Genomic DNA, 23,637 nt, shown 5'->3' on the forward strand with positions numbered 1-23,637 from the left:
ACATACGTCCGGTCATGCCAGTTCCTCCCGAATCCTGATCCGGCTGCCGACCAGGCGCGGATCGCGCTGCTCGACCGCCGGCTCCCGGGTGCGTCGCCAGTCGGTCAGCGCGGTGCGGATGACCACCCGCGCCGGCCGATCGGGGTCGACGTGCCGGAAGATGAACGACGTGGTCACGATGGCGAGCGCGATCTCCCAGGCGGGGAAGAGCTCGACCGTCAACGTGAACAGCCAGTGGATGAACATGTAGAGGGGGACCAGCAACATGAAGAGCCCGTACTGGGCGTAGGGCAGGTGGACCGGAAGGGTGTAACCGGGCGGCCCGAGGTAGACCAGGCGGGCCCGGTAGATGTCGTCGTCGGTGCGCAGCCGCATGTGGTGAACGCGCCTATTCGAAGATCAGGTCGATCAGGTAATCGCCGACGAAGAAGAGTGTTGCCGCGCCCGCGATGAAGGCGAGCCCGACGATGGCGATCGCGGAGCTGGTCAGCACCTTGGATATCTCGCCTCGGCTGGCACGGCCGATGAAGATGACGCCCAGGACGGCGAGCAGGATCGGCGCGATCTTGCTGGCGAAGAAGGTGACGACACCGTTGGTGTCGATCCCCTTCGGTGCCGGCTCCGCGAGTGGAGTCGACGCCAGGGTGGAGAGCGCGTGGGCGACGCCGGACGACGCCGTCTCCATGAGCTCGTAGGCGATCACTGGAACCTCCCCATAGCGCGGCCGGCGATGCCGCGGCGGTGCAATAGGCAAGCCTGGCGGGAAAAGTGCTCCACAGGGCATGGCGTTCTTGACCCTGTGTTCGTTACTCACCACGGAGGGTGGCGAGGTTTGGGCGGATTTTCCCCGCTTCGGCCCTCCCTCCAAGCTTCGCCATCTCGATGCTGGCCAATTCCAAAGCGTACGGGCCGCCCCGGATTGCGACAAGCCGCGAAGGGACTGCCCGATGCTGCCCGGATGACCGATCGTACACCTGTTCTAATCGGCACGTCAGGGGTAGTGGTGCGGGGCCCACCCGGGTCGCTGGGCGCCGCCGCCGCGACCGGTACCGTCTAGTCGTGACCGATCTGGTGCGGGCTTCGGGCCCGGTGGTGATGGGCGTCCTCAACGTCACACCGGACTCCTTCTCCGACGGCGGACGGTACGCCGACCTGGACGCCGCCGTCGGACACGGCGTCCGTCTACGGGACGCCGGAGCGCACCTGGTCGACATCGGTGGCGAGTCGACCCGTCCGGGTGCCGCGCGGATCGACGCCGAGACCGAGGTCGAGCGGGTGTTGCCGGTCATTCGCGAGCTGACCGCCGCCGGTGTGGCGGTCAGCGTCGACACCAGCCGCGCGCGGGTCGCGGAGGCCGCCCTGGCCGCCGGCGCTGCGGTGGTCAACGACGTCTCCGGTGGCCTGGCCGACCCGGACATGGCCCGGGTGGTCCGCGACGCGCACTGCCCCTGGGTGCTGATGCACTGGCGAGGGCACTCCCGAGCCATGCGGGACCTGGCCACCTACACGGACGTGGTGGCCGACGTCCGGGCCGAGCTGTCCCAACGGATCGACGCGGCGCTGGCCGCCGGGGTGGCCGCCGACCGCCTCATCGTCGACCCCGGGCTCGGCTTCGCCAAGACGGCCGCGCACAACTGGGAGCTCAGCGCCCGCCTGCCGGAGTTGCTGGATCTCGGCTACCCGCTGCTCTTCGGGGCGAGCCGCAAGTCGTACCTCGGTGGGTTGCTCGCCGCCTCCGACGGCACGCCGCGACCGACAGCCCAGCGGGAGGCGGCCACCGTGGCCACCAGTGTGCTGGCGGTCGCCGCGGGCGCCTGGGGCGTACGCGTGCACGACGTGCGGGCCACCGCCGACGCGCTCGCCGTCTGGGCGGCGACCGGCAGCCCCCGCCTGGCCGTGCCGTCGCACGACAGGAAGTTGACCCACCACGATCACGAGCATGGGGTACGGCGATGACGACGGACCGGATCCAGCTGACCGGCCTGCGGGCGCGCGGCCGGCACGGGGTGTACGACTTCGAACGCGTTCAGGGGCAGGACTTCGTGGTCGACGCCGTCCTGGAGCTGGACCTCGGCCCGGCCGCCGCCAGTGACGACGTTGCCGCCACGGTGCACTACGGCGAGCTGGCCGAGCGCCTGGTCGCGGTGGTGACCGGCGAGCCGGTCAACCTGATCGAGACCCTGGCGGACCGGCTCCTCGCGGTCTGCCTGGCAGACGTTCGGGTCGACGCCGCGACGATCACAGTGCACAAGCCCGAGGCGCCGGTGCCGCACACCTTCACCGACGTGGCCGTCACGATGACCCGGGCGCGTACCCGGTGACCCGGGCGGTTCTCTCGCTCGGCAGCAACCTGGGCGACCGCCTGGAGCACCTGCGCACGGCCGTCACCACCCTCGGCGACGCGGTGCTCGTGCTCTCCGGGGTGTACGAGACTCCACCGTGGGGCGACACCGATCAGCCCGCGTACCTCAACGCGGTGGTGCTCGTGCAGGACGAGAGCGCGAGCCCGCGCGACTGGCTGGAACGGGCCCGCGACGCGGAGCGCGCGGCCGGCCGGGTCCGTGACCCGCAGCGGCGGTTCGGGCCGCGCACCCTCGACGTGGACGTGATCGCGGTCTGGGGCGACGACGACGAGCCGGTGCTCAGCGACGACCCGGAGTTGACCCTGCCGCACCCCCGGGCCCACCTGCGCGCCTTCGTGCTCCGTCCGTGGATCGACATCCAGCCGTACGGACGGCTGCCCGGTCACGGCTGGCTGACCGACCTGCTGACCACCGGCCCTGCGGCGGCCGGGGCGTTGGAACTGCGTCCCCGGCCGGAGTTGGCGTTAGAGTCGACGGCATGACCGAGCGGAACCGGCCGGCATGACGCAGGCGAAGCCCCCACCCCGCGGGTCGGGCCCGGACGGGTCGCGGATGGGCCCCACCCGGATCTCGACCCTGGTCGTGGCCGGCCTGGCTGCGGCGGCGGTGGCCTGGCTGCTGATCAGCACCCTCTACTACAGCGGGATTCCCCGGCTGCCCTGGTTGCCGGTGGTGACGCTGGCCGGGCTCGCCGTGCTGGAGGCGTACGCCGCGATCAACACCCGGGGCCGGATCGAGCGCAAACCGGGTCGGGAGCCGGTCAATCCGCTGTTGGTCGCCCGCTTCGTGGTGCTGGCCAAGGCGTCGGCGCTGGCCGCCGCGATCTTCGCGGGCTTCTACGCGGGGCTCACCGGCTGGCTCTTCGTGGAGACCACCCGCGCCGCCCTGGACGATCGACCGGCTGCTGGCGGAGGCCTGCTCGCCTCGCTGGCACTGGTCGGCGCCGCGCTCTGGTTGGAGCGCTCCTGCCGGGTGCCGGAACGCCCGGACGATGAGCACGAGCAGGACCCGCGGGAGAGCCGCCCCGGCCAGCGCTGAGCAGGGGGTTACGCCCGGCTGCGGTCGCGGGTACGGTGCCTGCGATCGGGGAGCAAGGGCCGCCCAGGGTCCGTCCGTGCGCCGGACTGGGGGCGGTCGGCCACTGGGGAGGCGGCGTCATGGGTTACGAAGAAGCGGGCCGGGACCGGTCGGCCGAACCCTCTTCCGGGGTGCCGGCCGCCGTACTGGACAACGTCTTCGACGATCCCACCCACGGTGAGCCCGGCCGGGATCGGATCGGCGTACACCTGGGGTGGGAGCTGCTGCTGCTGGCCGGGCTGGCCGCCGTGAGCTGGCTGCTCTGGCGGGAGGATCCGTCTGCGGTGCGCGACGAGAACCTGCGCACGCTCCTGATCGACGCGGTCGGGCTGGGGTTGCTCGCACTGGCCGCAGGGTTGAGCCTGCGGACTGCCGCGCCGAACCTGGCCGTCGGCCCGATCGCGGTAGCCGCCGCCCTGCACTACGCCGAGCAGGGTGACAGGGGTCTGCCGGAGTCGCTCGGCCCGGCCGTGGCGGTCGCCGCGGTGGGCGGGCTGGCGCTGGCGCTGGCCGTGGTGGTGCTGCACGTGCCGGGCTGGGCGGCCAGCCTGGCCGGCGCCGCCGCCGTGGTGGTGTACATCGAACGTCGGTCGGCGCCCGTGCTGGTACAGGGCGACTACGACCCCAAGGGCAGCGCCGGTTACCTGTTCGCCGGGTTCGCCGCGGTGGCCGTCCTGGGTGGGTTGTTTGGCGCGATCCGGGCGATCCGTCGGCTCGTCGGCAGATACCGACCGATCGCCGATCCGGCCCGTCGGCGGGGCGCGGTCGCCGCCGTGGTGACCGCCGCCGCGCTTGTCGTCTCCACAGTCCTGGCCGCTCTGGCCGGCATGCTGCTCGCCGCCAACGACCCCGGGCCGGTAGCGCCCACCTCGGGGTTGGACTGGACGGTGCTGGCCGTCGGCGCGGCCCTGCTCGCCGGCACCAGCGCGTACGGCCGCCGGGGCGGTGTGTTCGGCACGCTGTTGGCGGTCGGCCTGGTCACCGTCTTCCAGGTGTACGCGTCGGAGCGCGGCTGGACGCTGAGCAACTGGGTGGTCGGTGGGGCCGCGCTCGGCGTCGGGTTGCTGGCGACTCGGCTGGTCGAGACGCTCGGGCGGCCCCGACCGGGCAGGCCCGAGCGGCCCGAGCCGGTGAGTGACGGCACGATCAGCTCGGGCTGGACCACGCCGCAGCCGCAGTCCGTCGACAACTGGCCTCCGACGCTGCCGACCCAGGCCGCGCCGCAGCCGATCGACCCGTGGCGGGATCCGCGGTGGGAGGACGGCCCGCGACGGTGGGACACCGACGAGCGGTGAGCCGCGTCGCGTCCGCCGAGCCGGAGCTGATCTCGACCGTTAGGCTCGGCGACATGACCGACTCACCTGCCGCCACCCCGGGCGGAACCTCGTTCGAGGAGCTTGACGCGCTGTCCACCGAGGAGTTGCGGGAGCGGGCGTTCGCCCGGGCCCGGGACCATCGGGACGTGGGCTTCTTCTGGTCGGTGCTGCGCCACCTGCCGAACGCGGACGAGGCAACGGTGCTGGATGGCGCCCCGAACTCGATCGGCCCGACGATCGACGAGGCCAACGCGCTGTGGCGGGAGCTGACCGGTCACGGCTACGAGGAGTCGGCGCCGCTGCTGCGGGCCGCCTTCATCGACTACCTGATGAAGCACTGAGCGGCTCGGGGCAGCCCAGGTCCGCCCGATCCACCGGTTCGGGGCCTGGGCGGATCGCGTCGCTGGTCCGCCGTTCCGGCCCGGTCAGCCGCTACGGCACGGCCGCCGGCACCGGCGCGCTCGCCGTGTTGCTGCTGGTCGGCATCTGCGGCAGTCCGGCGTACACCGGCTGGGCCGTCACCCTGACCGACCCGGATTCGGCCGGGGCCTTCTACGCGCGCCTGCTCGCCTGGCCGGCCTGGCGGCTCGACGCGGACGGGCAGGCCGGCGGGTTGTTCGCCGCCGACCTGCGAGCCGTGCTGCTGGTGGTCCTCGCGGTGGCGCTGCTCTACCTGTTGCCCGCCGCCCAGGTCGCCCGGGTGCCCGGCCCGGTCAGCCAGTTCTTCTCCGGCTGGGCCGCGTACGTGCTGGCTGGCGGGTTGGCTGCGGTGTTGGCGGCGCTGCTCGGCCCGGCACCGTCACTGCTGGGGGCCCTTCAGGACGCCAGCACCGGTGCCGGTTACGGCTTCCTCACCGGTTGGATCATCGGCATCGCCAGCCTCGGCGGTCGCGCCTGACCGCGCCTCGACAGTCGCCCTGACCTCGCCGAGGTGGGGTCAGGCGCGACTGTCGTACGTGCGCCAGGGCCTGTCAGCTGGTCGGGCGGCCGAGGTCGAGGAGGCGCTGTCGGCTGAGCGCGCCCACCGGCCGGCCGGCGTCGGTCACGAGGAGCCGGTCCCGGCCCGAGGTGAGCAGGACTGCCAACGCGTCGTACGCCGAGCCGTCCACGGCGACGGTGGGCAGGTCCGGTGCGGCGTCCTCGGGCACCGGCTCCAGCGCCTCCCGGTCGAGCGGGGTGACCGCCAACCGGCGGATGCCCCGGTCGGCGCCGACGAACTCGCGTACGAACGTGGTGGCGGGTGCGCCGAGCAGCGCGGCCGGGGTGTCGTACTGCTCCAGGTGCCCGCCCTCGGAGAGCACGGCGATCCGGTCACCGAGTCGGACGGCCTCGTCGAGGTCGTGGGTGACCAGCACGATCGTCTTGCGCACCTCGGCCTGGAGGCGCAGGAACTCCTCCTGGAGGCGGGCCCGGACGATCGGGTCGACGGCCGAGAACGGTTCGTCCATCAACAGCACCACCGGGTCGGCGGCGAGCGCCCGGGCCACCCCGACCCGCTGCCGCTGGCCACCCGACAGCTCGTGCGGGTAGCGACCGCCGAACTCGGCAGGGTCCAGCCCGACGAGGTCGAGCAGCTCGTCGACCCGGGCCTGGGTCTGGCCCTTGGGCCAGCGGAGCAGGCCCGGCACGGTGGCCACGTTGGCCCGCACGGTCTGGTGTGGAAAGAGGCCGACGTTCTGGATCACGTATCCGATTCGACGGCGCAGTCGCACCGGGTCGACGTTCGTGACGTCCTCGTCGCCGAGCGTGATGCGACCGGCGGTCGGTTCGATCAGGCGATTGATCATCCGCAGCACCGTCGACTTGCCGCAGCCGGACGGGCCGATAAGCACCACCAGCTCGCCGGCCCGGACCTCCAGGCTGAGGTCCCGGACCGCTTCGGTGCCGTTCGGGTAGCGCTTCTGGATGCCCTCCAGGGAGATCGACGCCGCGCGAGGGGATTGGGTCACGTCGGCAGCCTCCGGGGTAACGTCCACGTATGTCCTTCCGCCTGAGCTACCGGGCCGACCCGGGTAACCCCTGGTTCTCCTGGCAGTACGTGCGGGACAACTCTGACACGATCCTCGCCGCGGTGCGCGAACACGCCTCCCTCACCGGGCGAGCGGTGTTGATCGCGGTGTTGATCGCCCTGCCGTTGTCCGTGTTGGCGTACTGGGTCCGTCCGCTCGCCGGTCCGATCCTCGCTGTCAGCGGGGTTGTCTACACCATCCCGTCGTTGGCGCTCTTCGCGTTCATCGCCCCCTACCTGGGCACCGGTGCGACCACGGTGCTGGTCGGGCTGGTCCTCTACGCGCTGCTGCTGATCGTGCGCAACGTGGTGGCCGGCCTCAACCAGGTGCCCCCGGAGGTTCGCGAGGCTGCCGAGGGCATGGGATACGGCCGCTGGAGGAGGCTGTTCCGGATCGACCTCCCGCTGGCGTTGCCGGGCATCGTGACCGGCGTACGGCTGGCGACCGTCTCGACGGTGGCGTTGGTCACGGTCGGGGTGCTGGTCGGGCACGGCGGGCTCGGGCAGCTCATCTTCGCGGGCTTCCAGAACAACCTTTACAAGGCCGAGATCATGACGGCCGCACTGCTCTGCGTTGCGCTCGCGGTCGTGCTCGACCTGTTGCTCATCCTGGTCGCCCGACTGGTGACCCCCTGGTCCACCCGGAGGGCACGGTGACCGTCGCGGAGAACCCGATCGGGCAGGCCGTCACCTGGATCAACGACCCACTGAACTGGACCAACCCCGGCGGCATGCTGGACCGGCTCGGCGAGCACCTGACGATCTCCGCCCTGGCCGTGGCGCTCGGCTGCCTGGTGGCCTGGCCGCTCGGGCTCTGGTTGGGGCACCTCGGTCGAGGTGGCGGCCTCGTGGTGCTGATCTCCAACGCCACCCTGGCCATCCCCACCCTGGCGCTGCTGACCATCCTCCCGGTGGTCTTCGCCAGCGGCTTCGGGAAGACACCGGTCGTGGTGGCGCTCGCCGTCTTCGCCGTGCCACCGCTGCTGGCCAACGCGTACACCGGGGTGCGGCAGGTGGACCCGGAGGCCCGCGACGCGGCCCGGGGGATGGGCCTGTCCAGCACGCAGCTGTTGCGCCGGGTGGAGTTGCCGCTCGCGGTGCCCTATCTGGCGGCCGGCTTCCGCACCGCGGCGGTCCAGGTGATCGCGACCGCCGCGCTGGCCTCCTTCGTCAACGGCGGCGGCCTGGGCCAGATCATCCGGACCGGCTTCGGCATCGGAATCGCGGCCGGCGGCGGGCAGATCGTCGCCGGTGGTGTGCTGGTGGCCGGGCTCGCGCTGTTGGCCGAGGTGGTCCTCGGCGGCGTCGAACGGCTGGTCACCCCCAAGCCGCTGCGGCGTGGGCGGCAGCGCCTCGGGCGGCCCCGGGCCGCCGACGCCACCGGGAGTGCCTGACCCGTCCGGGTGAGCCCGCGTCGAGCTGGCGACCCACGGTCGTCAAATCGGTGACGATGGGGTGACGAAGTCCATCCCAAGTTGTCGGTCGGTTCCGGAGGATGTTGGGTGGACATTCGCGGGCGGCCGACAGTCAGGATCGCCCGTCGGACACGCGGCCGGCCCGGGACGGGCCGCGCCGGGACACGGAAGGCGGGCACATGCGCGCACGTACACGCCTGGCGATCGGGGCGGTCAGCGCCGTCGCCGGGGCAGCACTGCTCACCGGCTGCGGTGACGCCGGCTCGTCCGGCACCGACGCACCCCAGACGAGCGCCTCCGGCGCCGGGTGCGCCCCGGTCGCCGGCCAGCAGCTCATCGCTCTGCAGGACGACAAGAAGCTCCAGAACTCCGACAACGTCATCCCGGCGGTCAACAGCAAGGCGGCCAACCCGCAGCTGATCGCCGCACTGGACAAGGTTTCCGCAGCACTCGACACCCCGAAGCTGATCCAGCTCAACAAGGCCGTCAACGAGGACCGCAAGACCCCCAAGGTGGCGGCCGAGGAGTTCGCCAGCGCGAACAACCTCACCGCTGACATCGCCAAGGGCCCGGGTGGCGACATCACTGTGGGCGCCGGCAACTTCGCCGAGAGTCAAATTCTGGGTGAGCTGTACCGGATCGCGCTCAGCGCCGCCGGCTACCAGGTCAAGGTGCAGCAGATCGGCAACCGGGAGCTCTACGCGCCGGCTCTGGAGAAGGGCGAGATCCAGGTCGTCCCGGAGTACGCGGCGACGATGGCCGAGTTCCTCAACACCAAGGCCAACGGACAGAACGCCCAGCCGATCTCCTCGCCGGACATCAACACGACGGTGACCGCGCTGAAGACCGAGGGCGACAAGGCCGGCCTCACCTTCGGCACCCCGGCCGCCGCACAGGACCAGAATGCCTTCGCGGTGACCCAGGCCTTCGCCGACAAGTACGGCGTGCGGACCCTCTCCGAGTTGGCGGCGAAGTGCTCCGGCAGCGCGACAGTGCTGGGTGGCCCGCCGGAGTGCGAGCAGCGTCCGTTCTGCAAGCCGGGCCTGGAGAAGACCTACGGGCTGTCGGTCGGCAAGTTCTCCTCCCTGGACCAGGGCGGGCCGCTGACCAAGAGCGGGCTCCGCGACGGTTCGATCAGCGTGGGTCTGATTTTCTCGTCGGATGGCGCCTTCGCCACCAGCTGAGCCCTTTCCGCAGGTGCTGAGGACGCCCCCGCCCCGACCGGGCGGGGGCGTCTGCGCGTCCGGGGACCCCGTTCCCTCCGCTGGATGTCGTGGGTAGGCTGCACATCCATGCCAGCCCCGGCCACCTCTGACGCCCGGCGTCAACCAACGCTGCTGACCATGCTCTTCTGGGCGGGCGTCGCTCTCGCGCCGGTGGCGGCGCTGATCCTGCTGGTGGCCGACGGCAATGGCCCGTTGCGTTTCGCTGCTGTGCTCGCCATCCTCGCGGTGGTGCTGATCGGCCTCTCCATCGCCTTGCGGCCCGACAACGAGGGCGCCTCGGCACGCACCGACGAGTTGCTGGACGAGATCGAGGAGCTGCGTCGGGAGTTGCGCGGCGAGATCGTGGCCGCCGCCCAGCGCGGTAACCAGGCACTCGACCAGGCGCAACGGGCCCATGAGGGGATCGCTGCGGTGCGCCGCCGTCTCGACGCCAGTGGTGCTGCCCTCGCCGGTGCCGCCCCCGCCGTCGAGCCGGCGGGCGTCGCACGGGCCCGGGTGGCTGCCGTCGAGCCGCCGGTGGACGACACGCCGGTGGCCCGTAACCGAGCCGACGCGCCGGCCGGCCGCGCCCGGGTTTCCGGCCCCGACGACGCGCCCCGGTGGGGACGCCCCGGGCACCCGGACGACGACGAGCCGGCGTACGCCCGGGAGGCCCCCGAGAAGCCTGCCGCCGGCATGTACGGCGGGGAACGACCGGCCGCCATCGCGTACGGCTCAGCTCGCCCCCGGGAGCACGACCGACCCGAGGCGGCACACCGGCCGGGTGGAGTGGTCCGGCACACCGAGACCGTGCACGTCACCACCCGGCACACAGTGGTGGACGGCGGCCCGGCCGAGCCGGCCGGGCGCTACGGCGGCGGGTACGCCGGCCAGTGGACCCCTCCCGCTCAGGAGTGGACCCGGGGCCGCGACGCCGATCAGCCCCCACGCCCTGCCGGCCGCGCGAGGAGCGAGCCGGAGCAACACCCCCGAGCCGGGTACGGCGACGAGACGGGCTGGACGGGCCGCCGCGACGAACCGGAGTGGACGGATCGGCGCGACGCGTACGCCCAGCCCGACGAGCCGGCCCCGCCGGCCCGGTCACACCGCAGCCCGGAGAGGCCGGCGGCGGAATCCTGGGACAGCCCGGACGATCGGGGCTGGTCGGAGCAGCGCGACCGGGCGGGAGCCCCGGCGCCGCAGGCCGGGCCGCCGTTGCGAGCCGACGACACCGGCGAGTACTGGTCTCAGCTGCGGGCCGGTGACCGGTGGGCTGCCGTCCGCGACGACGAGAACGGTCGAGAGCTGCACGTCGGCGAACGTCGGGCCGAGGTGCACGCCGACGCCAGCGGCACCGAGTACCGGGTGGCCGACCGCTGGGCCGCCGTCCGTCACGAGGAGCCGCGCCGTCACGAGGACGCCGGCCGCTACGAGGAGCCGCGCCGTCACGAGGACGCCGGCCGCTACGAGGACGCCGGCCGGTATGAGGAACCGCGCCGCCACGACGGTGGTCGGCGGGCCGAGCCGGAAAGGCCGGCGCTGCCGGTGGGCGGTGTGCCGATGCCGGACGAGTGGCGTCCACCGCGCCAACGCGGCCACCAGGCGGAACCCGCGCCCGAACGGACCGGCCGGCGGCGGGTCGACGAGCGTTACGGCTACCCGCCGCAGGACGACGTGCCGCGTGCCGGGGGCGCGCCGCCCACCGACCGCTGGCGGTGACCGGTCAGGCGGCTCCGGTCACTTGTCGATGTCGCCGACCACGAAGAACATCGAGCCGAGGATCGCGATCAGGTCGGGGACCAGGCAGCCGGGGAGCAGGGTGGCCAACGCCTGCACGTTCGCGTACGAGGCGGTGCGCAGCTTCAACCGCCACGGCGTCTTCTCACCCCGCGACACCAGGTAGTAGCCGTTGATGCCGAGCGGGTTCTCCGTCCAGGCGTACGTGTGCCCCTCCGGCGCCTTGAGCACCTTCGGCAGCCGGGTGTTGATCGGCCCGGTCAGCCGGTCCACCCGGTCGAGGCACTGCTCGGCGAGGTCCAGTGACGCGTACACCTGGTCGAGCAGTACCTCGAAGCGGGCGTGGCAGTCCCCGGCGGTCTTGGTGACCACCGGCACGTCCAGCTCGTCGTAGGCCAGGTAGGGGTCGTCGCGGCGCAGGTCCAGGTCGAGCCCGGACGCGCGGGCCACCGGCCCGGACGCGCCGAACGCGGCGGCGTCCGCGGCGGACAGCACGCCCACGCCGACGGTGCGGGCCAGGAAGATCTCGTTACGCCGGATCAGGTGGTCCAGGTCGGGCAACCGGCGGCGTACCTCGCCGATCGCCGCGCGGGCCCGCCCGGTCCACCCGTACGGGACCTCTTCCTTCAGGCCACCCACCCGGTTGAACATGTAGTGGATCCGGCCACCGGAGACCTCCTCCATCACCGCCTGGATGGTTTCGCGTTCCCGGAAGGCGTAGAAGATCGGCGTGATCGCCCCGATCTCCAACGGGTACGAGCCGAGGAACATCAGGTGGTTCAGCACCCGGTTCAGCTCCGCCAGGGCCATCCGCAGCCAGGTGGCCCGCTCCGGCACCTCCATGCCCATCAGGCGTTCGACAGCGAGCACCACGCCCAGCTCGTTGGAGAACGCCGAGAGCCAGTCGTGCCGGTTGGCCAGCACGATGATCTGCCGGTAGTCACGCACCTCGAAGAGCTTCTCCGCGCCCCGGTGCATGTAACCGACGATCGGTTCACAGGCGACCACCCGCTCGCCGTCGAGCACCAGCTTCAACCGCAGCACACCGTGGGTGGAGGGGTGCTGCGGACCGATGTTCAGCACCATGTCGGTGCCGAGTTGCTGATCACCGGTGCCGGGGATCAGCCCGGCCCCGGTGCCGACGGTCAGTTCGCGGAGGTCCCCGGCGTCGGTGGTCATGCCCGTCATCGTGCCACGGCCGACCCGAGCGGGATGCCGACCGGCTGGCGCAACCACCAGTGCCCACCGAGCCCGGCCGGGTCGGTCAGCTCGGCCACCGTCGACGCGGCGGCCAGCGCCCGCACGTAGCCGACCGGGTCGGTGCCGGCCAGGCTGAGCGGTGGTCGCCCGCCGTCGGCCCCGAGCGCCCGCAGCGCCTCCCGCTGCAAGACCAGGGAGTACGCGCACCGGGCGACCGCCGCACCAGCGGAGGCGACCGAGTCCATGGCCACGTGCGCCGTGACGTCACTCGACCCGTCGGGCACCGGAGGCACCTGTCGCCCACCCCGGTACCCGGTCAACGTCCCGTCCACAGGTCGGTCGCCGCTCAGGTGCCCGTAGTCCACAGCGACGGCCAGGCCCCGCTCGATCTTCTGCACGGCGTTGGCCCACGCCTCGTCTCTGCTTCTGCCGATCTCGGCCCGGAAACCCGACTCGTTCTCGCTGGTGGCATCAGTCGAGGTCAACCCAGGGTTCGGAGCGCCGTCCGTACTTGACGAGGTTGTGGGGCTGGGCCACCAGGTCGTGAGCCAGTCGAGATCAGCCGGGCTGACCAGCTCACCAATCGATTCGGCACCACTCTCCGGGTCGACCAGCACGTATCGCCAGCCATCTTCGGATTGCACTGCCACGTCGAGGGGGACGTTGTCCAGCCACTCGGTGGCGAGCAGCACTCCCGTGATCCCGGCAGGGATCTCAGACGTCCAGTTGATCTCTCCGGGCAGGTTCTCCGGGCGGGGCGCGTACTCGATGGCTGTGAAGCGGACGCGTTCGGCGAGCGACGGAGGGACGGCGGCCAACGACGGCCCGTCGGGTGCCGGACGGGCGGAGGTCGTGGAAGTCAGGGTTTCCGGGGAGCCCGACCACGCAGGGATCAAGCCTGACCGCCCGGAGTGGTCGGGCTCCCCGGAAACCCCCACCGCAACCCCGGCGGGATTGTGAGCGAGCCCGGCGAGAGCCCGTAGCAGCTCGCCCCGCCCTGCTCCCACGTCGACCACGTCGAACCGCGACGGATGCCCGAGGGCCGCGTCGACCTGGGTGAGCAGGCGCAGCAGCGCGGTGGCGAAGGCCGGGGAGGCGTGCACGCTGGTGCGGAAGTGGTCGGCCGGGCCGGTGCCGGCGACGAAGAAGCCGCCCGGCCCATAGAGGGCTTGGCTCATCGCGTCTCGCCAGGCGATCGACATCAGTTCACTCCGAATGCAGCGGGCGCGGCGCACGGTGATCAGGTGATGAAAAGTAGGTCAGAAACGCTCCGGTTACCTACTTTTCAGCACTTGATCATGGTGGCAGGGGGGACGCGCTGGCCTGGGGCGGTCGGGGACGGTGGTGAAGGGCACTTGAGGTGGTGGTGAAGGTTTTCACACATGCTTGTCCGGGTTCGGTGGGCCGGGCGCATACTTGCGATCGACCGGTACCCCTCTCGAGGACTGGATCGTCGACATGAGCGCACCGATGCGCCCGCGTTCGGCCGCCCCGCAGGGGCCCGCCGTTCTCGGTGCCTCCGCCACTCCCCGCACCTCCCGTCTGCTCACCGTCGGTGTCATTGGCGCCGGTCGGGTCGGCGCCGTGCTGGGCGCCGCGCTCGCCGCCGCCGGGCACCGGGTGGTCGCCGTCTCCGGCAGCTCCGGAGCCAGCCGCGCCCGCCTCGCCCTGCTGTTGCCCGAGGTGCCCCGTCGCCCGGTCACCGCCGTAGCCCACGCCGCCGCCGACCTGCTGCTGATCGCGGTGCCGGACGACAGGCTGGCCGGTGTGGTGACCGACCTCGCCGAGCGGGGCGCTTTGCACCCGGGGCAGATCGTCGCGCACACCTCGGGGGCTCACGGCCTGGCCGTGCTCGGGCCGGCCGTCGCGGCCGGCGCCCGGCCACTCGCCCTGCACCCCGCGATGACCTTCACCGGTACGCCGGACGACCTGACCCGGCTGGACGGCATCTCGTACGGTGTGACCGCCCCGGCGGAGCTGCGCCCGCTGGCTGCCCGGCTGGTCGCCGACCTCGGTGGCGTGCCCGAGTGGGTGGCCGAGTCGGACCGCCCGCTCTACCACGCCGCGCTGGCGCACGGCGCGAACCACCTGGTGACCCTTGTCAACGAGGCGACCGACCGGTTGCGGGACGCCGGGGTTGCCCGGCCGGAGAAGGTGCTCGCCCCGCTGCTGCAGGCCGCCCTGGAGAACGCGCTGCGGCTCGGTGACGACGCGTTGACCGGTCCGGTCTCCCGTGGCGACGCGGGCACCGTGCAGCGGCACCTGGCCCGGTTGGCGGCCACCGCACCGGAATCCGTCCCCGCGTACCTGGCGTTGGCCCGTCGTACCGCCGACCGGGCTATCGCCGCCGGCCGGTTGCGGCCGGTGGACGCGCAGTCGCTGCTCGGCGTGCTGGCCGACAGCAGTCGGGAGGTGGCCGCATGACCCAGGTGGTGCACACGCGCGCCGAGTTGGCCGAGGCCCGGGCCGGGCTGAAGGGCACTGTCGGGGTGGTGATGACCATGGGTGCGCTGCACTCCGGCCACGAGACGTTGCTGCGCGCGGCCCGGGAACAGGCCGACCACGTGCTGGTCACGGTCTTCGTGAACCCGTTGCAGTTCGGGCCGAACGAGGACTTCGACCGCTACCCGCGCACCCTTGAGGCCGATCTGGAGGTGTGCCGGCGGGCGGGCGCGGATCTGGTCTTCGCCCCGTCGGTGGCGGACATGTACCCGGATGGTCAGCCCCGCGTACGCCTCGATCCGGGCCAGCTCGGCGGCGAGCTGGAGGGGGCGAGCCGCCCCGGCTTCTTTCACGGGGTGCTCACTGTGGTGCTGAAGCTGCTCCAGCTCACCCGGCCGGACCTGGCGTTCTTCGGCGAGAAGGACTACCAGCAGCTCACCCTGGTCCGGCGGATGGCCCGCGACCTGGACGTGCCGGTCGAGGTGGTCGGCGTGCCGACCGTCCGGGAGCCGGACGGGCTGGCCCTTTCCAGCCGCAACCGTTACCTGAGTGGGCCGGAGCGGGCCGCCGCGCTGAGTCTGTCCGCCGCGCTGCGGGCCGGCGCGCAGGCCGCCGACGACGGCCTGGACGCGGCCGCGGTGCTGACCGCCGCGCACGCCGCGTTCGGCGCCGGTACGCCCGGTGCCCGCCTCGACTACCTGGTGCTCACCGATCCCGAGTTGGAACCGGGGCCGGTGGCTGGGCCTGCTCGGCTGGTGATCGCCGCCTGGGTGGGCGCCACCCGGTTGATCGACAACGCGGCGATCCACCTCGCCCCGCGCCCCTGACCCGGCCGTACCACCCGCCACCGAATACCCGCGAAAGGCCACTCCGATGTTGCGGACCATGCTCAAGTCGAAGATCCACCGAGCCACGGTGACCCAGGCCGACCTGCACTACGTCGGTTCGGTGACCGTGGACGAGGATCTGCTCGACGCCGCCGACCTGCTCCCCGGCGAGCAGGTGGCGATCGTGGACATCACCAACGGCGCCCGGCTGGAGACGTACGTGATCCCGGGCGAGCGGGGCAGTGGCGTGATCGGCATCAACGGCGCCGCCGCGCACCTGGTGCACCCCGGCGACCTGGTCATCCTGATCTCGTACGGGCAGATGGACGACGCCGAGGCCCGGACGTACCGGCCACGGGTCGTGCACGTCGACGCCGACAACCGGGTGATCGAGTTGGGTACCGATCCGGCTGCGGCGGCGCCTGGCACGGCCGGTAGCCCGGTGCCCAGCCCGTTGGCCGTGTCCGGAGTCTGATCCCCCGTACCGTGATTCCGGTCTGTTACCGGAAGGTCATTTCCGGTTACCCTGGGCACGCTGGCGGAAGCCGGTCGGTGGCTGGGGGAGGCCGCGATGAGCCGTGCCATGACGACCCTGTTCGCCGCTGCCGTGACGGCAGTGCTGCTGGTGGGCTGCGCCGGGTCCGGCGGGCTGGACGGTGATCTGACCGACGACTGGGCGGCGTTACCGGCACCGTCGGCGTTCACTCCGGCCGCCGGTGTGTGTCACGCCGCCGACTTCACCGATCTGGTCAGCCTGGCCAGTTATGAGCCGGTGGACTGCGCCGGGCCGCACCGTTTGGAGACGGTGCACGTCGGGGCTTTCCCGGCCGAGCGGGCGGCCGCTCCGGCGGGTGGTTCGGCCGAGCTGCGGGGTGCGTTCGCCGAGTGCGACACCCGGGCGACCCGCTACGTGGGTGACGAATGGCGGTCCGGCCGGCTGCGGCTGTCAGTGGCGGTGCCCAACGGGCCGGGGTGGGCGGCGGGTTCCCGGTGGTTCCGCTGCGACCTCACCGAGCTGACCACCGTCGAGGCGGCGGCGACAGTGGTGGTCCGGTCGGGCAGTCTGCGGGACGCGTTGAAGGGGCCCACCGGGCTGCGCCTCGGTTGCCAGCAGACCCGCGGTGGCGCCGGGCGGGGTGTGCAGACGCTGACCCCGGTGGAGTGCGGCAGACAGCACGACGCCGAGTTCGTCGGGGTGTGGCGCGCACCGGACCTGGCGTACCCGACCCGGGACGCCGACTGGCTGCCGCTCTACACGGGTTGTCGTAGCGTCCTGGCCCGGTACGCGGGCGTACCCGACGACGCCACGTTGCGCTTCCGCAGCGGCGTGGTGGTCCGTCCGCCGGGGGCGGGGCGTTGGAAGGTCGGTGATCGGGGCGTCCGCTGCTATCTGTGGCTCAGCGACCGTACGGTGACCGCCTCGTTGAAGGGCGCGGGCCCGGTTGGTCTGCCGGTCCGGACGAAGTGACCACGGCCTGACGGTCGGCGCGGCGCGGCGCGGGACGGACGGGGTCGCCCAAAACACTCGTCCCGCCCCCGCCGCCCCGGGCGAGGATGGTTCGGGTTGACTGGGGGGATGGACCTTCCGACCGTCGACCTGCCTGCCCTGCCCGCGCTGCTGGCCGCGCCCGCGCCCGGGTGGGTGGAGACCACCGACGTGATCGTGGTGGGTTCCGGCGTGGCCGGGTTGACCGCGGCGCTGCACCTGCGGGAGGCCGGTCTGCACGTCACGGTGGTCACCAAGGTCAACATCGACGACGGCTCGACCCGGTGGGCGCAGGGTGGCATCGCCGCCGTGCTCGACCCGGCCGACACCCCGGCGGCGCATGCCCGGGACACCGAGGTCGCCGGGGTCGGGCTGTGCGACCCGGCGGCGGTCCGGGTGCTGGTCGAGGAGGGCCCGACCCGGCTCCGTGAGTTGATCCGGATCGGCGCCGAGTTCGATCGGCACCCGGACGGCTCGCTGATGCTGACCCGCGAGGGCGGGCACCGGGCGGACCGGATCGTGCACGCCGGCGGCGACGCCACCGGCGCGGAGGTGCAGCGGGCCCTGCACGCCGCCGTGCAGCGCGATCCGTGGATCCGGCTGTTCGAGCACGCCCTCGTGCTGGATCTCCTGCGGGCGCCCGGCGACGGCCCGGACGGGCTCGGCCCGGCCTGCGGGATCACCCTGCACGTGTTGGGTGAGGGCAGCGAGGACGGCGTCGGCGCGCTGCTGGCCCGTGCCGTCGTGCTCGCCACCGGTGGCATGGGGCAGATCTTCTCGGCCACCACCAACCCGGCGGTCTCCACCGGGGACGGGGTGGCGCTGGCGCTGCGGGCCGGCGCGGCCGTGACCGACGTGGAGTTCGTCCAGTTCCACCCGACTGCGCTGATCACCCCGTCCGGCGCGGGGGTGCCCGGGGCGGGGCACGCGCAGCAGCCGCTGGTCTCGGAGGCGTTGCGCGGCGAGGGCGCGTACCTGGTGGACGGGGACGGCAAGAGGTTCATGGTGGGCCAGCACGAGTTGGCCGAGCTGGCACCCCGGGACGTGGTGGCCAAGGGCATCCACCGGGTGCTGCTGGCCACCGGCGCGGACCACGTCTTCCTCGACGCACGGCACCTGGGCGGCGATTTCCTGGCCGGTCGGTTCCCCACCATCGTGGCGTCCTGCCTGGCGATCGGCGTGGACCCGGCGACCGATCTGATCCCGGTGGCCCCGGCCGCCCACTACGCCTCCGGCGGGGTCCGGACCGACCTGCGCGGCCGTACCTCCATCCCGGGCCTGTACGCCTGCGGCGAGGTGGCCTGCACGGGTGTGCACGGCGCGAACCGGCTGGCCAGCAACTCGTTGCTGGAGGGTCTGGTCTTCTCCCGGCGGATCGCCGAGGACATAGCGGCCGGCCTGCCCGAGCAGGCCCAGCCGGCGGACACCGGCGCGTGGCGTGGCGGGACGGGTTGGGTGCTGCCCGCGGAGGTGACGCCGACCCTGCAACGGGCGATGACCCGGGGGGCGGGGGTGCTCCGATCCGCGGCGACGTTGGCCGGGACGGCCGGCACCTTGACCGACCTGGGCGCGGCCCGGGGCCGGCCGCGTACCGCCGACTGGGAGGCGACGAACCTGCTCACCGTGGCGTCGACGTTGGTTGCCGCCGCGTACGCCCGTGGTGAGACCCGGGGCTGCCACTGGCGGGAGGACTTCCCGACGGCCGACGAACGGTGGCTGGGCCATCTGGTCGGCGCGGTCGGGGCGCAGGGCCGGGTGACGCAACAGTGGGAGGGAAACTCGTGATCGAGTCGACGGAGACGGCGTTGCGGGCGGCGGGGTTGGATCCGGCGCACGTACGGCAGGTGATCGAGGGCGCGCTGGTGGAGGATCTGGGCCCGGATTTCCTGGACGTCACAAGCGTGGCGACCATTCCGGCGGATCAGACCGACACCGCCGACCTGGTGGCCCGCGCGGACGGGGTGTTGGCCGGGATGGCGGTGGCCGCTGCCGTGTTCGAGCTGGTGGGCGAGGTGACTGGCTTCGGTCGTACCGTCGAGGTGTCGGTGTTGGCCCGCGACGGCGAGCGGGTGGCCCGCGGCGACGTGCTGGCGACGGTGACCGGCCCGACCCGGCTGCTGCTGACGGCCGAGCGGACGGCGCTCAACCTGCTCTGCCGGATGTCCGGGGTGGCCACCCACACCCGCGCCTGGGCGGACGCGCTGGCCGGCTCGAAGGCGATGGTGCTGGACACCCGCAAGACGACGCCGGGCCTGCGGGCGCTGGAGAAGTACGCGGTGCGGGCCGGAGGCGGCACCAACAAACGGATGGGCCTCTACGACGTGGCCATGATCAAGGACAACCACAAGCTGGCGGCCGGGGGCATCACCGCCGCCTTCCGGCGGGTCCGGGAGGCGTTCCCGGAGGTGCCGGTGCAGGTAGAGGTGACCACAGTCGACGAGGCGGTGGAGGCGGTGGAGGCCGGCGCGGACTTCCTGCTCTGCGACAACATGACGCCGGAGGTGCTGGCCGGGGCGGTGGCCGCGGTGGGTGACCGGGCCGAGTTGGAGGCGACCGGCGGGCTGACCCTGGAGGTGGCCGGCCGGTACGCGGCCACCGGTGTGGACTTCCTCTCGGTGGGCGCGCTGACGCACTCGTCGCCGATCCTGGACATCGCGCTGGACCTGCGCAGCGAGTAGTTGTCTAGGCTGCGTGCGTGCTGCTCTGCATCGACATCGGAAACACCAACACCGTGCTGGCGACCTTCGACGGCGACAAGCTGGTGCACTCCTGGCGGATCAAGACCGATGCCCGCTCGACGGCGGACGAGCTGGGCCTGATGTTCCGGGGTCTGCTCGCCGGGGACAACGTCGAGATCACCGGTGTGGCCGCCTGCTCGACGGTGCCGGCCGCGCTGCGGTCGTTGCGCACCATGCTCAGCCGCTACTACGCGGAGGTGCCGAGCGTCGTCGTCGAGCCGGGCGTGCGGACCGGCGTGCAGTTGGCGATCGACAACCCCAAGGAGGTGGGCTCCGACCGGGTGGTGAACACCCTGGCCGCGTACACCCTCTACGGCGGTCCGTCGATCGTTGTGGACTTCGGCACCACCACCAACTTCGACGTGATCAGCGAGCGCGGTGAGTTCCTCGGCGGCGCGTTCGCCCCGGGCATCGAGATCTCCTTCGACGCGCTGGCCGCCCGGGCCGCGCAACTGCGCAAGGTCGAGGCCACCAAGCCCCGCTCGGTGATCGGCAAGAACACCGTGGAGTGCCTCCAGGCCGGCCTGTACTTCGGCTTCGCCGGGCAGGTGGACCGGATCGTCGAGCGGATGACCGAGGAGTTGGGCGAGGTGCGGGCGGTGATCGCCACCGGCGGCCTCGCCTCTCTGGTGATCAACGAGTGTCGCAGCATCACCCACCACGAGCCGATGATCACCCTGATCGGTCTGCGGATGGTCTACGACCGCAACACCTGACCCCCGGCCGCCGTCGGGCCGGCCTCCGTGCGGGCGTCAGCGCCGCCGGGCGCGCAGCACCAGCGTCCGGTACGGCAGTTCGATGGTGTCCCGCCCAGCCAGGGCGGGGTGCGTGTTCAGGAGGTCGCTCAGTTCCCGCTCGACCCGCCGCTGATCGTCGCTGGAACCGGTGAGCCAGTACGAGCGGGTGCGGACCATGCCGAACAGTTCGTCCGGCGTGAGCGTGGTGCGGTGCGTGAACTCGCGCTTCTCGACGGCGTCGAACGCGGGGCCGAAGTCGGCGCCCTCTCCGAAGACCTGACTGGTCGACTTGTCCCCGAAGTGGGCGATGCGACCCAGCTCGGCCACCCAGTCGACGCTGCCGTCCCGGATGTTCCAGATGGGGGCGAAGGTGCCTCCGGTGCGGAGCACCCGGGCGATCTCGGCGTGCGCGGGCCCCCGGTCGAACCAGTGGTACGCCGTCCCCACCAGCACCGCGTCCACCGTCGCGTCGGGCAGCGGCATGGCCTCGGCGCTGCCCGCCAGCGCCGTCGTGCCCGGGGTGCTGGCGGCGAGCTGCGTCCGCATCCCCGGATCGGGCTCGACCGGTACGACCTCGTGACCCAGGGCCAGCACAGCGCGGGTCAGGATGCCGGTGCCCGCCGCGAGATCGACCACCCGGGCTTCGCTCAGCCCGTCGAGTGCCCAGCTGACCGCAGCCTCGGGATAACGTGGCCGAAACCGGTCGTAATCACTCGCAGCGACACCGAACGACAGGGCGTGAGTGTGATCGACCATGACGGGCAGGTTATCCCGTAACGCCCTCCGGCACGCTTGAGTACGCTCGGCCCTGACCCCCTGTATCTCCGTGACGAGGAAGCGTGCCGTGACCGAGCAGAACCCCGTGCCAGTGGACCCCGCCGACGACCTTCCCGAGCAGATGAAGGTCCGCCGGGAGAAGCGGGACCGGATGCTCGCCGAGGGCGTCGAGCCCTACCCGGTCGGCTTCCCCCGCACGACGACCCTGGCGCAGGTCCGGGCGGCCTACGCCGACCTGCCCACCGACACCGCGACCGGCGACCAGGTCGCTGTCACCGGCCGGGTGATCTTCGTACGCAACACGGGCAAGCTCTGCTTCGCCACCCTCCGGGACGGCGACGGCACCGAGTTGCAGGCGATGCTCTCACTGGACCGGGTCGGGCCGGAGCGGCTGGAGGCGTGGAAGCGCCTCGTCGACCTCGGCGACCACGTCGGTGTCACCGGCGAGGTGATCACCAGCCGTCGGGGTGAGCTGTCGGTGTTGGCCCAGCAATGGGAAATGACCGCCAAGGCGTTGCGACCGTTGCCGGTTGCCCACAAGCCCCTCTCCGAGGAGGCACGCGTCCGGCAGCGTTATGTCGACCTGATTGTCCGGCCGCAGGCGCGGGAGATGGTGCGCACCCGGGCAGCCGCGGTGCGCAGTCTGCGCGATTCACTGCACGGGCAGGGCTTCATCGAGGTGGAAACGCCGATGTTGCAACTGCTGCATGGCGGCGCTACGGCCCGACCGTTCGTGACCCACAGCAATGCGTTGAACACCGATCTGTATCTGCGAATCGCTCCCGAACTGTTTCTCAAGCGCGCTGTGGTCGGCGGCGTCGACCGCGTCTTCGAGATCAACCGCAACTTCCGTAATGAGGGTGTCGACTCTTCGCACTCGCCGGAGTTCGCGATGCTGGAGACGTACCAGGCGTACGGGGACTACAACACGATCGGCGAGCTGACCCGTAATCTCGTGCAACAGGCGGCGATCGCGGTGAGCGGTTCGACGGTGGTGACCCACGCCGACGGGCGGGAGTTCGACCTGGGTGGTGAGTGGCGGTCGGTGACACTCTTCGGCGTGCTTTCCGAAGCGCTCGGCGAGGAGGTCACGGTCCGCACCGACCGGACCCGTCTGGTGGAGTACGCGGACAAGGTGGGATTGGCGGTCGACCCGAAGTGGGGGCCGGGCAAGCTGGCCGAGGAACTGTTCGAGGAGCTGGTCGTTCCCAGCCTTGAGGCACCCACCTTCGTGCGGGACTACCCGGAGGAGACCAGCCCGCTCACCCGAGGCCACCGCAGCGAGCCGGGTCTGGCCGAGAAGTGGGACCTCTACGTGCTCGGTTTCGAGCTGGGCACCGGGTACTCCGAGCTGGTCGACCCGATCGTGCAGCGGGAGCGGCTGGTGGCCCAGGCGCAGCTCGCGGCTCGCGGCGACGACGAGGCGATGCGTCTCGACGAGGACTTTCTTCGGGCGATGGAGTATGGAATGCCGCCGGCCGGCGGTATGGGAATGGGAATCGACCGCCTCTTGATGGCCCTGACCGGCCTCGGAATTCGGGAAACGATCCTCTTCCCGTTGGTCCGCCCGGAGTAGTCCCGTCCGCTCGTACGCCGAGCCGTAACCGGAGCCTATTGACGCGACGAGCAGCGCGGGGGTTATTGTGCTCTCGTTAGCAGGAGCACCCTGCTCGAAAGGAATGTGGGACGTGGCCAAGCAGATCATTCACAAGCTGGTCGATGACCTGGACGGCGGGGACGCGGACGAGACCGTCAAGTTCGCCCTCGACGGCGTTCAGTACGAGATCGACCTGTCGAGCGCCAACGCCGCGAAATTGCGCGATGCATTTGCGTCGTACGTGGGCGCCGGCACCAAGGTCGGCCGTGGCGGTGTCGTGATCGGTGGGCGGGCTGCCCGCGGTCGGGGTGGCGCGACCGCCGATCGGGAACAGAACAAGGCGATCCGGGAGTGGGCCAAGAAGGCCGGCAAGGACATCTCGGACCGGGGTCGTATCCCGCAGGAGATCGTGGACGAGTTCCACGCGAAGCGCTGATCCGTCAGCAGCTTGGTGGCGAGCCGCCACCGCAGGCGACACCGACGCCGGGCCGGAGGAGTCCTCCGGGCCGGCGTCGCCGTATCCGGACGGCGTCGTCGTGCCCGTTCGGGGCCCGGGAAGCATTCCGGGCCCACCGGCGTTGTCCACAACCAGTGGAACAGCTGTCCACAGCCTGTGGATAACCTTCCCCAAGGGTCGGCGCGGCGCTCGTCGCGACCGCCGGTCCGCCCTCCGGGGCCTCCCGGAGCGCTTCGGGACCCCGGATGGGGCTTC

At 72.0% G+C, this 23,637-nt stretch carries 26 protein-coding genes; 20 read left to right on the forward strand and 6 right to left on the reverse strand.

The genetic code is table 11. The features are described from left to right. Positions 1-12 precede the first annotated feature (12 nt). Complete coding sequence (locus tag AB0B68_RS00575; protein ID WP_053654782.1) at positions 13-375, reverse strand: hypothetical protein; 363 nt, start codon at positions 373-375, stop codon at positions 13-15. A gap of 13 nt (positions 376-388) precedes the next feature. Continuing rightward, the gene (locus tag AB0B68_RS00580; RefSeq protein ID WP_357202093.1) at positions 389-703 is read right to left on the reverse strand and encodes a hypothetical protein; all 315 of its coding nucleotides are present in this window, start codon (positions 701-703) and stop codon (positions 389-391) included. Between the two features lie 356 nt (positions 704-1,059). Here AB0B68_RS00580 and folP point away from each other — a divergent pair, with 356 nt between their 5' ends. The 7 genes from folP to AB0B68_RS00615 all read left to right on the forward strand — a co-directional run bounded on the left by folP (position 1,060) and on the right by AB0B68_RS00615 (position 5,654). After that, positions 1,060-1,956, forward strand: a complete 897-nt coding sequence (folP, locus tag AB0B68_RS00585) for a dihydropteroate synthase (RefSeq protein WP_357257157.1) — start codon at positions 1,060-1,062, stop codon at positions 1,954-1,956. Beyond that, entirely contained in the window at positions 1,953-2,321 is a 369-nt protein-coding gene (folB, locus tag AB0B68_RS00590; RefSeq protein ID WP_357202099.1) for a dihydroneopterin aldolase, read from the forward strand. The genes folP and folB overlap by 4 nt, the downstream gene beginning before the upstream one ends. After that, positions 2,318-2,845: a 2-amino-4-hydroxy-6-hydroxymethyldihydropteridine diphosphokinase gene (gene folK, locus AB0B68_RS00595; protein ID WP_357257161.1), complete on the forward strand. Its 528-nt coding sequence runs from the start codon at positions 2,318-2,320 to the stop codon at positions 2,843-2,845. Before folB ends, folK begins: the two co-directional genes overlap by 4 nt. 19 nt (positions 2,846-2,864) lie before the next feature. Next, a complete protein-coding gene (locus tag AB0B68_RS00600) occupies positions 2,865-3,401 on the forward strand; it encodes a DUF3180 domain-containing protein (RefSeq protein WP_355005958.1) in 537 nt (178 codons plus the stop codon). 119 nt (positions 3,402-3,520) lie between these two features. Continuing rightward, positions 3,521-4,735, forward strand: coding sequence for an ABC transporter permease (locus AB0B68_RS00605; protein ID WP_357257164.1), 1,215 nt, complete (start codon positions 3,521-3,523; stop codon positions 4,733-4,735). Between the two features lie 53 nt (positions 4,736-4,788). Then, positions 4,789-5,097, forward strand: a complete 309-nt coding sequence (locus AB0B68_RS00610; RefSeq protein WP_357222730.1) for a hypothetical protein — start codon at positions 4,789-4,791, stop codon at positions 5,095-5,097. A gap of 125 nt (positions 5,098-5,222) precedes the next feature. Then, complete coding sequence (locus tag AB0B68_RS00615; protein WP_357257167.1) at positions 5,223-5,654, forward strand: hypothetical protein; 432 nt, start codon at positions 5,223-5,225, stop codon at positions 5,652-5,654. Positions 5,655-5,727: 73 nt separating this feature from the next. Here the strand turns inward: AB0B68_RS00615 and AB0B68_RS00620 are convergent, their stop codons facing one another. Then, a complete protein-coding gene (locus AB0B68_RS00620; protein ID WP_357257170.1) occupies positions 5,728-6,705 on the reverse strand; it encodes an ATP-binding cassette domain-containing protein in 978 nt (325 codons plus the stop codon). Positions 6,706-6,734: 29 nt separating this feature from the next. On the opposite strand from AB0B68_RS00620, the gene AB0B68_RS00625 reads away from it, so the two are divergent. The 4 genes from AB0B68_RS00625 (at position 6,735) to AB0B68_RS00640 (ending at position 11,103) form a co-directional block, all read left to right on the forward strand. Continuing rightward, the gene (locus tag AB0B68_RS00625) at positions 6,735-7,421 is read left to right on the forward strand and encodes an ABC transporter permease (RefSeq protein ID WP_091403225.1); all 687 of its coding nucleotides are present in this window, start codon (positions 6,735-6,737) and stop codon (positions 7,419-7,421) included. Continuing rightward, positions 7,418-8,158: an ABC transporter permease gene (locus tag AB0B68_RS00630; protein WP_355005954.1), complete on the forward strand. Its 741-nt coding sequence runs from the start codon at positions 7,418-7,420 to the stop codon at positions 8,156-8,158. Before AB0B68_RS00625 ends, AB0B68_RS00630 begins: the two co-directional genes overlap by 4 nt. A gap of 200 nt (positions 8,159-8,358) precedes the next feature. Next, positions 8,359-9,363 (forward strand): glycine betaine ABC transporter substrate-binding protein, encoded by a 1,005-nt coding sequence (locus AB0B68_RS00635; protein ID WP_357257173.1) that lies wholly within the window; start codon positions 8,359-8,361, stop codon positions 9,361-9,363. Positions 9,364-9,471: 108 nt separating this feature from the next. Beyond that, positions 9,472-11,103: a hypothetical protein gene (locus AB0B68_RS00640; RefSeq protein ID WP_357257176.1), complete on the forward strand. Its 1,632-nt coding sequence runs from the start codon at positions 9,472-9,474 to the stop codon at positions 11,101-11,103. An 18-nt stretch (positions 11,104-11,121) separates the two neighbouring features. Here AB0B68_RS00640 and AB0B68_RS00645 read toward each other — a convergent pair whose 3' ends face one another. Beyond that, entirely contained in the window at positions 11,122-12,309 is a 1,188-nt protein-coding gene (locus tag AB0B68_RS00645) for an NADH-quinone oxidoreductase subunit D (RefSeq protein WP_355005951.1), read from the reverse strand. Next, positions 12,306-13,523 (reverse strand): SAM-dependent methyltransferase, encoded by a 1,218-nt coding sequence (locus tag AB0B68_RS00650; protein WP_357257179.1) that lies wholly within the window; start codon positions 13,521-13,523, stop codon positions 12,306-12,308. Before AB0B68_RS00650 ends, AB0B68_RS00645 begins: the two co-directional genes overlap by 4 nt. 256 nt (positions 13,524-13,779) lie before the next feature. On the opposite strand from AB0B68_RS00650, the gene AB0B68_RS00655 reads away from it, so the two are divergent. The 7 genes from AB0B68_RS00655 to AB0B68_RS00685 all read left to right on the forward strand — a co-directional run bounded on the left by AB0B68_RS00655 (position 13,780) and on the right by AB0B68_RS00685 (position 20,530). Then, positions 13,780-14,745: a Rossmann-like and DUF2520 domain-containing protein gene (locus AB0B68_RS00655; RefSeq protein WP_357206449.1), complete on the forward strand. Its 966-nt coding sequence runs from the start codon at positions 13,780-13,782 to the stop codon at positions 14,743-14,745. Continuing rightward, positions 14,742-15,590, forward strand: coding sequence for a pantoate--beta-alanine ligase (gene panC / locus AB0B68_RS00660; protein WP_357206447.1), 849 nt, complete (start codon positions 14,742-14,744; stop codon positions 15,588-15,590). Before AB0B68_RS00655 ends, panC begins: the two co-directional genes overlap by 4 nt. A gap of 46 nt (positions 15,591-15,636) precedes the next feature. Then, entirely contained in the window at positions 15,637-16,065 is a 429-nt protein-coding gene (gene panD / locus AB0B68_RS00665; protein WP_355005947.1) for an aspartate 1-decarboxylase, read from the forward strand. Positions 16,066-16,161: 96 nt separating this feature from the next. Next, a complete protein-coding gene (locus AB0B68_RS00670) occupies positions 16,162-17,058 on the forward strand; it encodes a septum formation family protein (protein WP_357257182.1) in 897 nt (298 codons plus the stop codon). A gap of 108 nt (positions 17,059-17,166) precedes the next feature. Further along, positions 17,167-18,861: an L-aspartate oxidase gene (locus AB0B68_RS00675; protein WP_357257185.1), complete on the forward strand. Its 1,695-nt coding sequence runs from the start codon at positions 17,167-17,169 to the stop codon at positions 18,859-18,861. Then, positions 18,858-19,754 carry a carboxylating nicotinate-nucleotide diphosphorylase gene (nadC, locus tag AB0B68_RS00680; protein ID WP_355005944.1) on the forward strand — a complete coding sequence of 299 codons (897 nt, stop codon included), beginning with the start codon at positions 18,858-18,860 and terminating at the stop codon, positions 19,752-19,754. Before AB0B68_RS00675 ends, nadC begins: the two co-directional genes overlap by 4 nt. A gap of 17 nt (positions 19,755-19,771) precedes the next feature. After that, a complete protein-coding gene (locus AB0B68_RS00685; RefSeq protein WP_355005943.1) occupies positions 19,772-20,530 on the forward strand; it encodes a type III pantothenate kinase in 759 nt (252 codons plus the stop codon). Between the two features lie 36 nt (positions 20,531-20,566). Here AB0B68_RS00685 and AB0B68_RS00690 read toward each other — a convergent pair whose 3' ends face one another. Further along, complete coding sequence (locus AB0B68_RS00690; RefSeq protein ID WP_357257189.1) at positions 20,567-21,307, reverse strand: class I SAM-dependent methyltransferase; 741 nt, start codon at positions 21,305-21,307, stop codon at positions 20,567-20,569. 88 nt (positions 21,308-21,395) lie between these two features. On the opposite strand from AB0B68_RS00690, the gene lysS reads away from it, so the two are divergent. Together lysS and AB0B68_RS00700 are read left to right on the forward strand one after the other, a co-directional pair. Next, the gene (gene lysS / locus AB0B68_RS00695; RefSeq protein WP_357206438.1) at positions 21,396-22,904 is read left to right on the forward strand and encodes a lysine--tRNA ligase; all 1,509 of its coding nucleotides are present in this window, start codon (positions 21,396-21,398) and stop codon (positions 22,902-22,904) included. 112 nt (positions 22,905-23,016) lie between these two features. After that, complete coding sequence (locus tag AB0B68_RS00700; protein WP_036392792.1) at positions 23,017-23,361, forward strand: Lsr2 family protein; 345 nt, start codon at positions 23,017-23,019, stop codon at positions 23,359-23,361. Positions 23,362-23,637: the final 276 nt, after the last annotated feature.

Source organism: Micromonospora sp. NPDC049049 (assembly GCF_040649115.1).
Classification (GTDB): Bacteria; Actinomycetota; Actinomycetes; order Mycobacteriales; family Micromonosporaceae; genus Micromonospora.

Coding starts and splice junctions, on each gene's coding strand:
- AB0B68_RS00655 (WP_357206449.1), top strand. CDS start 13,780: ATGAGCGCACCGATGCGCCCGCGTTCGGCCGCCCCGCAGGGGCCCGCC.
- panD (WP_355005947.1), top strand. CDS start 15,637: ATGTTGCGGACCATGCTCAAGTCGAAGATCCACCGAGCCACGGTGACC.
- panC (WP_357206447.1), top strand. CDS start 14,742: ATGACCCAGGTGGTGCACACGCGCGCCGAGTTGGCCGAGGCCCGGGCC.
- AB0B68_RS00650 (WP_357257179.1), bottom strand. CDS start 13,523: ATGTCGATCGCCTGGCGAGACGCGATGAGCCAAGCCCTCTATGGGCCG.
- AB0B68_RS00610 (WP_357222730.1), top strand. CDS start 4,789: ATGACCGACTCACCTGCCGCCACCCCGGGCGGAACCTCGTTCGAGGAG.
- AB0B68_RS00645 (WP_355005951.1), bottom strand. CDS start 12,309: ATGACGGGCATGACCACCGACGCCGGGGACCTCCGCGAACTGACCGTC.
- folB (WP_357202099.1), top strand. CDS start 1,953: ATGACGACGGACCGGATCCAGCTGACCGGCCTGCGGGCGCGCGGCCGG.
- AB0B68_RS00675 (WP_357257185.1), top strand. CDS start 17,167: ATGGACCTTCCGACCGTCGACCTGCCTGCCCTGCCCGCGCTGCTGGCC.
- AB0B68_RS00690 (WP_357257189.1), bottom strand. CDS start 21,307: ATGGTCGATCACACTCACGCCCTGTCGTTCGGTGTCGCTGCGAGTGAT.
- AB0B68_RS00625 (WP_091403225.1), top strand. CDS start 6,735: ATGTCCTTCCGCCTGAGCTACCGGGCCGACCCGGGTAACCCCTGGTTC.
- AB0B68_RS00670 (WP_357257182.1), top strand. CDS start 16,162: ATGAGCCGTGCCATGACGACCCTGTTCGCCGCTGCCGTGACGGCAGTG.
- AB0B68_RS00600 (WP_355005958.1), top strand. CDS start 2,865: ATGACGCAGGCGAAGCCCCCACCCCGCGGGTCGGGCCCGGACGGGTCG.
- AB0B68_RS00605 (WP_357257164.1), top strand. CDS start 3,521: ATGGGTTACGAAGAAGCGGGCCGGGACCGGTCGGCCGAACCCTCTTCC.
- AB0B68_RS00575 (WP_053654782.1), bottom strand. CDS start 375: ATGCGGCTGCGCACCGACGACGACATCTACCGGGCCCGCCTGGTCTAC.
- AB0B68_RS00635 (WP_357257173.1), top strand. CDS start 8,359: ATGCGCGCACGTACACGCCTGGCGATCGGGGCGGTCAGCGCCGTCGCC.
- AB0B68_RS00640 (WP_357257176.1), top strand. CDS start 9,472: ATGCCAGCCCCGGCCACCTCTGACGCCCGGCGTCAACCAACGCTGCTG.